The 12,628-nt window shown below is 62.0% G+C and carries 11 protein-coding genes; 7 read left to right on the forward strand and 4 right to left on the reverse strand.

Features of this window, described 5'->3' with window-relative positions; genetic code table 11:
• Positions 1-115: 115 nt before the first annotated feature.
• The 4 genes from NCR40_RS05690 to NCR40_RS05705 all read right to left on the reverse strand — a co-directional run bounded on the left by NCR40_RS05690 (position 116) and on the right by NCR40_RS05705 (position 2,950).
• Entirely contained in the window at positions 116-511 is a 396-nt protein-coding gene (locus tag NCR40_RS05690) for a type II toxin-antitoxin system VapC family toxin (RefSeq protein ID WP_250508935.1), read from the reverse strand.
• The gene (locus NCR40_RS05695) at positions 508-774 is read right to left on the reverse strand and encodes an AbrB/MazE/SpoVT family DNA-binding domain-containing protein (RefSeq protein ID WP_250508936.1); all 267 of its coding nucleotides are present in this window, start codon (positions 772-774) and stop codon (positions 508-510) included. The genes NCR40_RS05690 and NCR40_RS05695 overlap by 4 nt, the downstream gene beginning before the upstream one ends.
• A 145-nt stretch (positions 775-919) precedes the next feature.
• Positions 920-1,759, reverse strand: coding sequence for a phosphoserine phosphatase SerB (gene serB / locus NCR40_RS05700; RefSeq protein WP_250508937.1), 840 nt, complete (start codon positions 1,757-1,759; stop codon positions 920-922).
• Positions 1,760-1,984: 225 nt separating this feature from the next.
• A complete protein-coding gene (locus NCR40_RS05705; protein ID WP_250508938.1) occupies positions 1,985-2,950 on the reverse strand; it encodes a LysR family transcriptional regulator in 966 nt (321 codons plus the stop codon).
• A gap of 106 nt (positions 2,951-3,056) precedes the next feature.
• On the opposite strand from NCR40_RS05705, the gene NCR40_RS05710 reads away from it, so the two are divergent.
• The 7 genes from NCR40_RS05710 to NCR40_RS05740 all read left to right on the forward strand — a co-directional run bounded on the left by NCR40_RS05710 (position 3,057) and on the right by NCR40_RS05740 (position 12,606).
• The gene (locus tag NCR40_RS05710; protein WP_250508939.1) at positions 3,057-4,073 is read left to right on the forward strand and encodes a zinc-binding alcohol dehydrogenase family protein; all 1,017 of its coding nucleotides are present in this window, start codon (positions 3,057-3,059) and stop codon (positions 4,071-4,073) included.
• Positions 4,074-4,229: 156 nt separating this feature from the next.
• Entirely contained in the window at positions 4,230-4,784 is a 555-nt protein-coding gene (locus NCR40_RS05715; RefSeq protein ID WP_250464526.1) for a DUF6013 family protein, read from the forward strand.
• A gap of 457 nt (positions 4,785-5,241) precedes the next feature.
• Positions 5,242-6,150 (forward strand): non-homologous end joining protein Ku, encoded by a 909-nt coding sequence (gene ku / locus NCR40_RS05720; protein ID WP_250508940.1) that lies wholly within the window; start codon positions 5,242-5,244, stop codon positions 6,148-6,150.
• Between the two features lie 167 nt (positions 6,151-6,317).
• Positions 6,318-9,077 carry a DNA ligase D gene (gene ligD, locus NCR40_RS05725; protein WP_250508941.1) on the forward strand — a complete coding sequence of 920 codons (2,760 nt, stop codon included), beginning with the start codon at positions 6,318-6,320 and terminating at the stop codon, positions 9,075-9,077.
• Between the two features lie 20 nt (positions 9,078-9,097).
• Positions 9,098-9,406, forward strand: a complete 309-nt coding sequence (locus tag NCR40_RS05730; protein WP_409014935.1) for a hypothetical protein — start codon at positions 9,098-9,100, stop codon at positions 9,404-9,406.
• A 207-nt stretch (positions 9,407-9,613) separates the two neighbouring features.
• Positions 9,614-10,243, forward strand: a complete 630-nt coding sequence (locus NCR40_RS05735) for a biliverdin-producing heme oxygenase (protein ID WP_250508942.1) — start codon at positions 9,614-9,616, stop codon at positions 10,241-10,243.
• Positions 10,240-12,606, forward strand: coding sequence for an ATP-binding protein (locus NCR40_RS05740; protein WP_250508943.1), 2,367 nt, complete (start codon positions 10,240-10,242; stop codon positions 12,604-12,606). The genes NCR40_RS05735 and NCR40_RS05740 overlap by 4 nt, the downstream gene beginning before the upstream one ends.
• Positions 12,607-12,628: the final 22 nt, after the last annotated feature.

Below are 12,628 nucleotides of genomic sequence, written 5' to 3' on the forward strand. Positions count from 1 at the left end.
GGCGGACGATGCCCTGACAGCTGAACAATCTTGGGTGGCGCGGGATCAAAGCTTTTGGGAGGGGACGGGTTGACAAGCCCGTCGCTGCCTTGAGCTCTATGCTGGAGTGCCACCGCTAGAGCAGACGTGCAGCTTGCCCTTGCTTCGTCAGCAGTGATACCGCTTTTTTGTCGAAAGAAACGAAGGTCTCCGCCCCAAGCCAGCTACCATCGTAGGCGATGACCCCATCAGCAAAATCTCCGCCCGCATCCAGTAACGCAAGTCCTGCCTCGGCGCCCGGACGATTAACCACGACATTGCTTGTGCTCAACAGCGTGCGAATTGCGAAAGCGATATCCGCACGAGCAACGCCGTATTGGCCGCGCAGCACCCAAACAACCTCGCATAGCGTTTGCAGGCTAACCGCCACCATGTCGGCCGTATCCAAAAGTGCGACAGCGCGCGTTGTTTGAATTGCGTCATCGTCCACAATGGTGCGAAGCAGGACGTTCGTGTCAGCTGTCACCTTCATGCCTTGCCAGCCCCTCGGGCCGCGCCACAAGCGGCAATCGCGTCGTTAATTTCCTCGACAGTTAATCGAGCGCCGTTCGTCTTGCCCTTAAGAATGCCCCGCAGTTCCCGAAATGAACCCTTTGTTTGAGCGGCCGTCAATTCGGCCCGGCCGTCCGGCAGCAGGTTCAACTCGATTCTCTCGCCGGGCTTGATACCCAAGTGCTGCAGTACCTCTTTCCGAAACGTGACCTGGCCCCGCGCGGTGACCGTCAGTGTGCTCATGAGATACCTCCATCAGTTGATGATCGATTGTAATGCAAAACTGCATTACAATCGAGTTTGAGACAGCGTCAGCGCTGCCACTTCCACCGGCACAAACAAAACCGGCACCCCGAGGTGCCGTTTCTTGGCTTTACGGACTTTGCTTTCAAAACAACCTCAACAACCCATCCAGCCCAACAAAATTAAACGCGAGACTAGCCGCCTCCCTCACCACCGGCTTCGCGCGAAACGCCACCGACAGACCCGCTTCCGCCATCATCTTCAAATCGTTGGACCCATCGCCAATGGCGATCGCGCGTTTCGGATCGATGCCGATCTCCAAGCAGGTCTCGCGCAGCGTGCGCGCCTTGACATCCGCGTTGACGATCTCGCCGAGCACCTTGCCCGTCAATTTGCCATCGACGATTTCGAGCGTATTCGCGCGCGTGTAGTCGAGGCCGAGTCGCGCTTTCAGCCGCTCGGTGAAGAACGTGAATCCGCCCGACACCAGCAGCGTTTTCAAGCCCGCTGCCCGCGCGCCGGCGAGCATGCGTTCCGCGCCCGGCGACAACTGCAGACGCTCGTCGAACACGCGTTGCAATGCGGTCGCCTCCAGTCCCTTCAACAGTGCGACGCGGCGCGTGAGACTCTCGTTGAAGTCCTTGATCTCGCCGCGCATCGAGGCTTCCGTGATCGCCGCGACTTCCGCCTTCAGCCCGCAGAAATCCGCGATCTCATCGATACATTCGATCGTGATGAGCGTCGAATCCATATCCATCGCGACGAGGCCGAAGTCGGTCAACTTCGCGTTTGCGTCGATGAACGCGTAGTCGAGCGCGTGCGTGCCGCAATAAGCGTCGACGTCGGCGCGTTGCAGCGGATCGGCATCGGTCAGGCGCAAGAGCGTGTCGTCGATACGCTGCGTTTCGCGCGAACGGGCGAGGGCGGCGAGCGGCTTCAGATGCGCATCGGAGATAAGACTGGGGCTTTGAATGACGAGGTTCATCGCAGGCGGATTGTGATAAGCGCGAAAACCGACATTGTACGGGCCACACGCGAGTGAAGACCGGCTAGCCTGTCCCAAAGCCAAAGCCAAAGCCAAAGCCAAAGCCAAAGCCCAAGCCCAAGCCCAAGCCCAAGCCCAAGCCCAAGCCCAAGCCAAAGCCCAAGCCCAAGCCCAAGCCCAAGCCCAAGCCCAAGCCCAAGCCCAAGCCCAAGCCCAAGCCCAAGCCTACCGCTGCACGCTTGCCGGATCGACGTCCCAATACGGCGGCTCGCCGAAGCGCTCGGCCAGAAAATCGATGAAAGCCAGCGTCTTCGGCGGCACGAACGCGCGACTCGGATACACCGCCCAAATCGCGACCGTCTGCGCGCACGGATAATCATCGAGCAGCGTCACGAGTTCGCCGCTCGCGAGCAGCGGCGCCACGCTCCACGTCGACTTCAACGCGATACCGACGCCCGCCGCGATCGCGTCCCGGATCACTTCGCCGTTGTCGGTCACGATGCGCCCCGACACGCGTACATCGATCACGCCCGTCGGCGTATGAAAGCTCCAGTCGCGCTGGTCGGATAGGATCACGCACTCGTGCTCCGCAAGCTCGGCCGGGTGCCGCGGCCGGCCATGCGCCTCGATATACGCAGGCGACGCGCACAGCACGCGCCGGTTGCTCGCCAGCTTGCGCGCGACGAGCGTCGAGTCCTTCAACGCGCCGATACGAATGGCGAGATCGATGCCCTCATCGACGAGATCGATGATCTGATCCGTCATGCGCAGCTCGATGCTCACACCCGGATACAACCGCAAAAACGCCGGAATCAGCGGCGAAACATGCTGACGCCCAAGCGACGACGGCATGGTCACCCGCAGCCGTCCGTGAGGCCGTTCGCGTGCGCGGCCCACCGATGCACGCGCGGCCTCGGCGGCATCGAGCAGTTCACGCGCGTGGGCCGCGAAAATCTCGCCTTCCTGCGTGACGCTCACGCGCCGCGTCGTCCGATGCAAAAGCCGCGCGCCGAGCATGCGCTCCAGCCCCGCGATGCGCGCGCTCGCCACCGCCGGGGAGAGGCCGAATTCACGCGCCGCCGCCGACAAACTGGCAAGCGCCGCCGCGCGCACGAACAAGCCGACGTCGAGCAGATCGAGACGTTCGCGCGCGTCGGAATCGGCATGGCTGGCAAGCGGTTCGCTACTCATTCGATGGATTTCCCAAAAAATGTTTCAACGATTATGACGGTTTTACGGAACGCCGGCGGCGGCTAAGATGACTACACCTCATGCAATTCAAACACGGAGCTCAAACATGAAAGCCATTGGACTGACTCGCTATCTGCCGATTTCGAATCCCGAATCGCTCGTCGATATCGAGCTCGACAAACCTGCACCTTACGGGCGCGACCTGCTCGTGAAAATCGAGGCGATCGCCGTCAACCCCGTCGACACGAAAGTGCGCGCGCCAAAGGACAAGACCGAGGCCACGCCGCGCGTGCTCGGTTGGGACGCGGCGGGCGTCGTCGAAGCGGTCGGCCCCGAGGTCACGCTCTTCAAGCCGGGCGATGCCGTCTATTACGCAGGCGACATCACGCGGCAAGGCGCGAACAGCGAATTTCATCTGATCGATGAACGCATCGTCGGCGCGAAACCGAAGTCGCTTGATTTCACGTGCGCGGCGGCGTTGCCGCTCACGACCATCACCGCATGGGAAGCGCTCTTCGACCGCCTGAACGTGTCCGCCGAAGGCAAGGACGCGGGCAAGACGGTGCTGATCATTGGCGGGGCGGGCGGAGTGGGGTCCATCGGCATTCAGTTGGCCAAGCAGGTTGCGAAGCTGAACGTGATCGCCACCGCATCGCGGCCGGAATCCGCGCAATGGGCGAAGGAGCTGGGCGCGGATCACATCGTCAATCACTTCGAGGAAATCCCTAAGCAGCTGAAGGACGCGGGCTTCCCGCAAGTCGATTTCGTGCTGATCTTCAACGACACCGACAAGCATTTTCCGGCAGCGGCGGAAGTGATCAAGCCGCAAGGCGGCATCTGTACGATTGTCGAGAATGCGAAGCCGATCGCGGTCGAACTGCTGAAGGCGAAAAGCGCGGCGTTCCACTGGGAGTTCATGTTCACGCGCGCGATGTTCCATACGCCCGACATGATCGAACAACACAAGCTGCTCACGGAAGTGGCGCGGCTGATCGACGCAGGCGCGATCCGCACGACGCTCGGCCGCGACCTCGGCAAGATCAATGCGACGAATCTGCGCGAGGCGCATCGCCTGCTGGAAGAAGGGCGCGCGATCGGCAAGCTCGTGCTGACCGGTTTTTGACGAACTTCAACGAAGCGGGCCATCGTTCAAGTGCACACGGGTTTTCCATTAGGAGACCCGGGCATGCTCGGCGCTAGACTGAATTCGCCTTCAGTCATCCGGCGCGTCGTTCGCGGCGCGCCGGAATTCCCCAAGCGTTTAAACGGAGGTGCCGGCATGAATCGTCGCCCGAATTTCAGTCGCATCGTTTCAGCGTTTGCGCTCGCGTTGGGCGTGATGGCGAGCGCGCATGCGACGCCAGGCATCAAGGTTCTCTCCGAAGCGCCCAATGACGGGCCGATCAAATACAGCGTGAAGATGGTGTCGAAGAGCTTCGGCAACGAACAGGAAACGCGCACCATCCGCTCGGGGCAGAGCGACGACTTTACCTGGCAGGGCGCGGCGCCCGCTGGCGCGCAGCCAGTGCCGGATGGCTGTCCGCAGGCGGCATCGGTGCCGCATAGCGCGGACGGCGCGGCCGTGCGCCAGGTGCAGATTCGCTTTGCGCCGGTCATCGCGGATAACGGCGCGGCCAATGTGCAGATCAGCTTTCGAGCTTATGCGCCGAAGGGTGTAAATAAGGTCACGGTCGGCGGCAAGAGCTTGCAGTGTCCCGTCGATAACCGCTTCAGCCAAGTCGTGCGCTTTTCCATGTCGACTTCGACCGGCTCCAAGAAGACCGTCACGCTCGATGATGGAACGCAACTGACGATCACGGCGAGTCGGAAGTAGGGCGCTGATGGCGCGGGCTTGTTTCGCGCTGATCGTGACTCGCTGCTTTGATCGGCATGTAAACGGCGGGGCGGTGGCTTAAGCATCGGCCCCGACGATGATCTCAGTGCAATCGGTCCGCGTGCGTCTCAGGTGAGGTCAACGAGGCTCTTGCCAGAGGCGATGTCGCAACCGCAATGCACAAGCGCACTCAAGCGCACTCAAGCGAAGCAACTAACCGTCCATTTCCTCGCCATCTAACTACTTCGACGTACACCGCTGTCACCGATACATCTCCGTAAAGCTTACAGCCAGCAGCGCCATCCGCGGATCAGATCCAACAACGCAATCAAAGCCCGCCGCCAACCTACCTGATTTGGCACGCTTCCTGCGGTACACCCCGATGCCCGCTTCAAACGCAGCTTTCAACCGCGCGTGAAGCGCACCCCATCGACCGTTCCGCCAGCGAGGTTTCGCGATGCCGCACATGATCTGGAAGGGTGCGATCAGCTTCGGGCTGGTCCACGTGCCCGTGCAACTGTATCCCGCCACGCAGTCGGACAAGGTCGGCTTCAATCTGCTCGACAAACGCTCGATGGACCCCATCGGCTACAAGCAGATCAACAAGAACACCGGCAAGGACGTGACACGCGACAACATCGTGCGCGGCTTCGAGTACGAGAAGGGCAAATACGTCGTGATGACCGATGCCGAAATCCGCGCGGCCAATCCCGAGTCGACTCAAACGGTCGATATCCTCGCTTTCGTCGATGCCCCCGAAATCTCGTTCCTCTCGCTCGACACGCCGTACTATCTCGCGCCCGATCGGAAAGGCGAAAAGGTTTATGCGCTTCTGCGCGACGCCTTGAAAGACACAGGCAAGGTCGGCATCGCAAGCGTCGTGCTGCACAACAAGCAGCATCTGGCCGCATTGATTCCCGTCGGTCCCGCGCTTGCGCTCAATACCTTGCGCTGGGGCGACGAAGTACGCGATTTCACCGACTTCAAGTTCCCCAATGAAGACACGAAGAAAGCGGGCGTATCGCCGAAAGAACTCGACATGGCCAAGCGCCTGATCGACGACATGAGCGACTTGTGGGACCCGACGAAGTATCACGACACCTTCAAGGACGACATCATGGCGCTCGTCGACCGCAAGGTGAAGGAAGGCAAGGTCGCGGAAGTCATGAAGATCGACGAGGGTAGCGGCGGCGAAGGCAAGGCATCCGCCGATATTCTCGACCTTTCCGAACTGCTCAAGCGCAGCCTGAAGAAGGGCGGCGCGGCGCCGGCCAAGCGCGGCGCGGCTGCATCGAAAGACGACGATTCGGGTGAAGAACCCGCCGCGAAGCCCGCGCGCAAGACTACGCGGCGCAAACGTGCCTGAAGCGTGAGGCGTGCCGGCCGCACCCATGAGCTGCGCGACGGCACGTTACGCGGTCTGATGAAGCAGACAGAGCGTGGCGACCAACCCCACAACATCGGCGACGTTTGACGCAATCACACACAGCACCACGACTACCAAGCCTCCCATAAACGGAGCCACGAAAAACGATGGCCGGCAAACTCGAAACCTATCAGCGCATGCGGCGTTTCAACGAGACGCCTGAGCCGTCCGGGACGCAGAAGGCTGCCGCGAAGAAACGCGCAGCCAAAAAAGCCGCCGCGGTCGAGACGCTCTCGTTCGTGATCCAGGAACACGATGCGCGCCGCCTGCACTACGACTTCCGCCTGGAGCTCGACGGCACGCTCAAGTCGTGGGCCGTGCCGAAAGGCCCGAGTCTCGATCCCACGGTCAAGCGCCTTGCGGTTCATGTTGAAGATCATCCGATCGATTACGGTTCGTTCGAAGGCGATATCCCCGAAGGAAATTACGGCGCGGGCAGCGTGATCGTCTGGGATCGCGGTCGCTGGGCGCCGCAAGCCGGCAGCTTCGACGAAGCCCTGGCCGAATATGAAAAAGGCAAGCTCAAGTTCGTGCTCGATGGCGAAAAGCTGCAAGGCGGCTTCACGCTCGTGCGCAGCCACATGCGCGGTAGCGGCGACAAGGAACAGTGGCTACTCATCAAGGAACGCGACGACGAAGCGCGTCCCGAAAGCGAATACGACATCCTTCTGAAGCGGCCCGGCAGCGTCTTGTCGGAATCGCTCGGCGCGCGGGGGAAGGATGGCGCGGTCGTCGAGCGCACCGAACGCAAGACCAAGCCTGCCGCCAAGAAAGCGGCCACCAGAAAAACCGTTAGCAAGACAGCGAATGGGCGCGAGCATCCGGATATCGTCGCGAACCGGAACGCGGAGTCGTTGCGCACGCTCTCGCATGACCCGGCGATAGAAGGCGCGGTCAAGGCCAAGCTGCCCGCGACCTTCAAGCCGCAACTGGCCACGCTCGTCGATACCGCGCCGCCCGGCGAAGACTGGGCCTATGAGATCAAGTTCGATGGCTATCGCGTGCTCGTGCGGATCGAGACGATCAAGGGCAAACGCGATATCCGCATTTTCACGCGCAACGGCAACGACTGGACGGCGAAGTTCAGCAAGCAGGTGAAGGCGCTCGAAGCACTCGACATAGAACACGGCTGGCTCGATGGCGAAGCCGTCGTGCTCGACGATCGCGGCCTGCCGGACTTTCAGGGGCTGCAAAACGCGTTCGATGTCGGACGTCCGCAAGATATCGTCGTGTACTTCTTCGATCTGCCTTATTTGAACGGGTACGACTTGCGCGAGGTGCCGGTCGTGCAGCGCCGCGCCATTCTGAAAGCGATCGTCGAACCGCTCGCCGATCCCGTGCTGCGCTACTCGGAAGACTTCGCTTTTCACGCCGACGATCTCCTCAAAAGCGCCTGCGACATGGCGCTGGAAGGGATCATCGGCAAGCGGATCGACTCGACTTATGTCTCCGGGCGCAGCGCGTCGTGGATCAAGCTCAAGTGCCGGCGCCGGCAGGAGTTCGTGATCGGCGGCTATTCGGAACCGGCGGGCACGCGCGGCGAGTTCGGCGCGTTGCTGCTCGGCGTGTACGACGCCAAGGGCAAGCTGCAATACGCGGGTCGCGTCGGCAGCGGCTTCGATCACGCCACGCTCACCGCCGTAAAGAAGGAACTAGACAAGCGCGAAACCAAAAGCATGCCGTTTGCGAGCGAGCCGCAGGAGCGCAGCCGCACGCCGGTGCATTGGGTCAAGCCCGAACTCGTGGCGGAATGCAATTTCGCGGAATGGACCAAGGAGCGCATCGTGCGACAAGCATCGTTCGTCAGTCTGCGCGACGACAAGCCGGCCCGGCAGATCGTCAAGGAAGAAGCGGTATCGGCGCAAAAGGTGGAAGACGAGGGCGCGCCGAAGAAGACGGCTGCCAGGAAAACCGCCGCGAAGAAAGCGCCCACGAAAACCGCGGCCAAAAGCAAATCGACCGCCGAGGTCGAAGGCGTCAAGATCAGCCATCCGGATCGCGTCATCGACAAGTCCACGGGGCTTCGGAAAATCGATGTCGTCGAGTATTACGCGTCGGTCGCTCAATGGATGCTGCCGCATCTGCACGACCGGCCCGTGTCCCTCGTGCGCGCCCCGGAAGATATCGGCGGCGAATTGTTCTTTCAGAAGCACAGCGCGAGGCTCGCGATTCCGCACATCACGCAGCATGCGGATATCGATCCGGGACATCCGCCGCTGCTCACCATCGAATCGGCGCAAGCGCTCGTCGGCACGGCGCAGATGGGGACGATCGAACTGCATACGTGGAACGCGCTGGCGTCGAACATCGAGAAACCGGATCGCATGGTGTTCGACCTCGACCCCGGCGAAGGCGTCGGCTGGAAGCGCATGGTCGAAGCCGCGAAGCTCACGAAGGAACTGCTGGCCGAACTCGGACTTACTTCGTTTTGCAAGACGAGCGGCGGCAAGGGCTTTCATGTGGTCGTGCCGCTCGCCAAACAGTCGGGCTGGGACGAAATGAAGGGCTTCTCGCAAGCCGTCGCGCAGCATATGGCGAGTACCTTGCCCAAGTTCTTTTCCGCGAAGATGGGCATGCAGAATCGCAAGGACAAGATATTCATCGACTATCTGCGCAACAACCGCGGATCGAGCACGGTGGCGGCGTTTTCGTTGCGCTCGCGGCCGGGACTGGGCGCTTCGATGCCTATTGCCTGGGACGAAATCGACGAGGTCACGAGCGGCGATCAATGGAACATCGGCAACGTGGCCGAGCGCATGAATTCATTGCGCGCCGACCCGTGGGCCGACTACGCGAAGGGCCGCCAGCGTCTTACAGCGGCAATGAAAAAACAGCTTGGCATCGACGCTAAAAGCAAGACCAAGTGAACGCATCAAGGAGAGGGACCATGAAGCCAGTCAAGACAGCACCCGAAAGCGCGCCCGAACGCGGCCGCGAAATGTCGAGCAAGGACGAACAGACGCAAGTGGACGACGATTCATCGAACGCGGCGCTGCCGCACGAGGCGGATCAAAGTGTCGACTCGCAGGATGAGCACGAGCCGCGCGAAGTCGGCAAGCAGGCGCATGACGATGTAAAGCGCGGTCTCGTCGATACCGACCGGCGCGGTGGCGGCGCGTATCAGGAAGCCACGCAGCGCGACGATCACGTGAACGAGAATAGCGGCGGCGGCAGCGGCGGCCCAGGCGCGAATTGAACCAGATGGTGAAACCACGAGTCTTGCACTGACATTGCGTGAGACGGTTGCGTAAAATGATTTTTGTTTCGAAAGCAGAACACGTCGATCATGCGTTTTCTACCGGATCATTCAGTGCCGCGCGCGTTTCATCCGGTAAGCGCTTCCGATGCAAGCCTCGTTTGCTTGCTTGAACATCCATAGCGTCCTCAGCCAACCCGACGGAACATGTCCCAAGATCTATTGTCCCGGCTCAAAAACGAAACCGCCGTATGCCATACGCGGCTCGAGAACGCGCTCGACCTCATGCAGGACAGCCTGCAACGCGCCGAATACATTGCGCTGCTCGAACGCTTTTACGGCTATATCGCGCCGTGGGAAGACGTCGCGGGCGTGCAGATGCCCGAATCGCTGCAAGTATTTTTCGATGAGCGCCGCAAGGCGCCGCTCATCGCCGCCGATCTCGCCGTGCTCACCGGCGAGCGCGTGCCCGTGGGTTCGGTCCCGCGTGCTCACGCGCTTTACGATCTGCCGCAGATCAAGAGCGTCGCGAGCGCGGTCGGCTCCATGTACGTGATGGAAGGTTCGACCCTGGGCGGGCGTTTCATCGCGCCGCATATTGCCAAGCTGCTCGATCTCGAACCCGGTTTCGGCAACGCCTATTTCGAAGGTTACGGTTCGCACACCGGCAGCATGTGGAACGCCTTTCGCACGACCGCCGCGGCGACGGTGCCCGAGGCGCAATACGACGAAGCCGTGCATGCCGCCATCGCGACTTTCGAGAGCATGCAGGCGTGGCTGTGCCCGGAATCCGCGGAGGTCGAAGACCTGCAGGCCGTGAGCGGAGTGGCCACATGAGCGAGGCGGCAAGCGGACCAGCCGGTTCTGCGTCCTTTCACGGCGACTCGCAAGGTCCGCCGGATGCCGTCGCGCGCCGCCTGACGCTCGACTCCGGCGTTGCGAGCAAGGACTGCGACGCCGAGCCCATCCATGCACCCGGTGGCATCCAGCCGCATGGCTATCTGCTCGTGCTGGACGACGCTCTGCGCATTCTGCAGGCAAGCGAGAATCTGGCTGCGCTCACGGGCCGCGACATCGAGACGCTGCCTGGCGAATCGCTCGAAACAGTGCTGGGCGATGTGGGCGCCAAGCGCATTGCGAAAGCCGCCGCGACGGCGGAGATCGACGACGCGCCGCTTTACGTCGGCCCGGTGGATGCCGCCAAAGCGGACCACGCTTCCGTGCGCCTGGATGTCACGGTGCATCGCCATGAAGGCGCGCTCATCGTCGAGATGGAAACGGCTGCAATCGGCGACGCCGCTTTCGCGTCCATGTATCCGCTCGTGCGCACGTTCGCGCGCGGTTTGCAGGATGCCGGCACCGTGCAGGAACTCGCGGAACTCGCCGTGCAGGAAGTCCGCGCGATCACCGGCTTCGGTCGCGTCATGCTTTACAGCTTCGATGAGGAAGGCCGCAGTCATGTGCTCGCGGAAAATCGCGACGAAAGCTACGCGTCCTTTCTGCATCAGTTCTTTCCGGCTTCCGACATTCCGCGTCAGGCGCGCGCGCTGTATATGCGGCACCGGATTCGCCTCGTCGCCGATGTGAACTATCGCCCCGCGCGCCTCGTGCCGGCGCTCAATCCGCTGACCGGCCGCCCGACTGACCTCACTTACGCAACGCTGCGCAGCTTCTCGCCCGTGCATCTGGAATACATGCGCAACATGAATACGCATGCGTCGATGTCGGTGTCGATTGTCGTGCGCGGGCGCTTGTGGGGCCTCATTTCCTGTCACGATCACGATCCGCGCATCGTGTCGTTCAATACGCGGCTGGCGGTCGAACATCTGGGGCACATGCTGTCGCTGCAGATCGAGGCAAAGGAAGAGCGCGCCGAGGGCGAATATCTCGCCGGGCTGCGTCGCACGATGGGCCGTCTCGTCAGCGCGATGGGCGAGCACACCAATTTCGTGGCCGGCCTGCAGGCGGCGCCGAAGGACGTGCTGGGCTTCGCGCGTTCGGCGGGCGCGGCTATCGTCTTCGATGAAAACGTCACGCTCATGGGCGCGACGCCCGATGAAGACACGGTGCGCGCGCTCACGCACTGGCTCGCGGAAAACACCACGGGCGTGTGGGCAAGCGACTCGCTCGCGCGCGAATGGCCGCCCGCCAAGGCGCACGAGGACAAGGCGTGCGGCGTGCTCGCCGTGCCGGTATCGCAGATTTTTCGCAACTATTTGCTGTGGTTTCGCCCCGAGGTGATGCAGACCATCAAGTGGGCGGGCGAGCCGGTCAAGATTCGCGACGCGGAAGGCGCCAGCGCCCCGCGCACGAGCTTCAGTCCCTGGCTCGAAACGGTGCGCGGGCATTCCGCCATGTGGCGTCAGGGCGAGATCGAAATCGCCAACGAATTGCGCGGCGCGCTTCTGAATATCGTGCTGCGCCGTGCCGAGGAACGCGCGGAACTCGCGACCGAACTCGCACGCGCGAACAAGGAACTCGAAGCGTTTTCGTATTCGGTATCGCACGACTTGCGCGCGCCGCTGCGCCATATCGCGGGTTACGGCGACCTGCTGCGCGAACTGGAAGGCGAGCGCATGTCGGAAAAGAGCCGGCGGTTTTTGAACAACATGCTGGATTCGGCGCGCTTCGCGGGCACGCTCGTCGACGATCTTCTGACCTTCTCGCAGATGGGCCGCGCGGCGCTCAGACCCGCTCCGGTCGACCTGAACCAGCTCGTCGGCGTGATCGTGCGGGAGTTCGAAATGGATGCCTCCGAGCGCCGGATCGAGTGGGTCATCGGCGATCTGCCGCGCATCACGGGCGACGCCGCCTTCCTGCAACTGGCGCTACGCAACCTCATTTCGAACGCGGTGAAATATACGAGAACGCGAGAATCGGCGAAAATCGAGATATTCGCCCACAAAAGCGGCGACGAGTACATCGTCGGCGTACGGGACAATGGCGTTGGCTTCGACATGAAATATGGAGCCAAGCTGTTCGGCGTGTTCCAGCGGCTGCACCGCGCGGAGGAGTTCGAGGGCACCGGTATCGGCCTCGCCAACGTGCGGCGGATCATCGAACGGCACGAGGGACGCACGTGGGCGGAAGGGCGGCTCGGAGAAGGCGCGGTATTCTATTTCTCCCTGCCGGTCGTGTTTCGACATGTCACGGGCCGCGAAGGCGTCCGCCTGGGTTCCGGCGCGCCGTCGGGAATCTGAATATCAGCGTCAATACCAGACC

Source organism: Caballeronia sp. GACF4 (assembly GCF_023631025.1).
Taxonomy (GTDB): domain Bacteria; phylum Pseudomonadota; class Gammaproteobacteria; order Burkholderiales; family Burkholderiaceae; genus Caballeronia.

Coding starts and splice junctions, on each gene's coding strand:
- NCR40_RS05710 (WP_250508939.1), top strand. CDS start 3,057: ATGAAAGCCATTGGACTGACTCGCTATCTGCCGATTTCGAATCCCGAA.
- NCR40_RS05690 (WP_250508935.1), bottom strand. CDS start 511: ATGAAGGTGACAGCTGACACGAACGTCCTGCTTCGCACCATTGTGGAC.
- NCR40_RS05730 (WP_409014935.1), top strand. CDS start 9,098: ATGAAGCCAGTCAAGACAGCACCCGAAAGCGCGCCCGAACGCGGCCGC.
- ligD (WP_250508941.1), top strand. CDS start 6,318: ATGGCCGGCAAACTCGAAACCTATCAGCGCATGCGGCGTTTCAACGAG.
- NCR40_RS05695 (WP_250508936.1), bottom strand. CDS start 774: ATGAGCACACTGACGGTCACCGCGCGGGGCCAGGTCACGTTTCGGAAA.
- NCR40_RS05715 (WP_250464526.1), top strand. CDS start 4,230: ATGAATCGTCGCCCGAATTTCAGTCGCATCGTTTCAGCGTTTGCGCTC.
- ku (WP_250508940.1), top strand. CDS start 5,242: ATGCCGCACATGATCTGGAAGGGTGCGATCAGCTTCGGGCTGGTCCAC.
- serB (WP_250508937.1), bottom strand. CDS start 1,759: ATGAACCTCGTCATTCAAAGCCCCAGTCTTATCTCCGATGCGCATCTG.
- NCR40_RS05705 (WP_250508938.1), bottom strand. CDS start 2,950: ATGAGTAGCGAACCGCTTGCCAGCCATGCCGATTCCGACGCGCGCGAA.
- NCR40_RS05735 (WP_250508942.1), top strand. CDS start 9,614: ATGTCCCAAGATCTATTGTCCCGGCTCAAAAACGAAACCGCCGTATGC.
- NCR40_RS05740 (WP_250508943.1), top strand. CDS start 10,240: ATGAGCGAGGCGGCAAGCGGACCAGCCGGTTCTGCGTCCTTTCACGGC.